The sequence below is a fragment of the Halomonas sp. ND22Bw genome (genome assembly GCF_003011945.1).
Lineage (GTDB): Bacteria > Pseudomonadota > Gammaproteobacteria > Pseudomonadales > Halomonadaceae > Halomonas > Halomonas halophila.
The window spans coordinates 1-250 of record NZ_PXWD01001423.1 but is presented as its reverse complement, the minus strand read 5'-3'; the positions used below and the strand labels follow the sequence as shown (position 1 = coordinate 250).

The 250-nt window shown below is 53.2% G+C and carries 1 protein-coding gene; it reads right to left on the bottom strand.

All coding sequences use genetic code 11. From position 1 onward, the window contains the following. The coding region (locus CVH10_RS27045) for a hypothetical protein (protein ID WP_219925036.1) at positions 1-250 on the bottom strand (250 nt) is incomplete at both ends.

The following is a 250-nucleotide window of genomic DNA, read 5'->3' as shown; positions in this document are numbered from 1 at the left end:
GGCCTTCGGAAGGACCAAACAGTTCTTCTGGATGGGACAGCAATGCCAACAGCGTAGCCATTGTATCCGCGTAGCTGCTGACCTTTCCGGCCTCCTCTTCTGTGTTCATCTCACGGCCCAGCTGGCGCCACATCTCGCGAAGAGCCAGTCGATCATCGGTATGTAGGAATCCATTCAGACGGACCACATGAAAGTCGTTTACATGCTCTTTTGCTAGAGATGAGAGGACGGTGTCGACTATAGCCGTCTT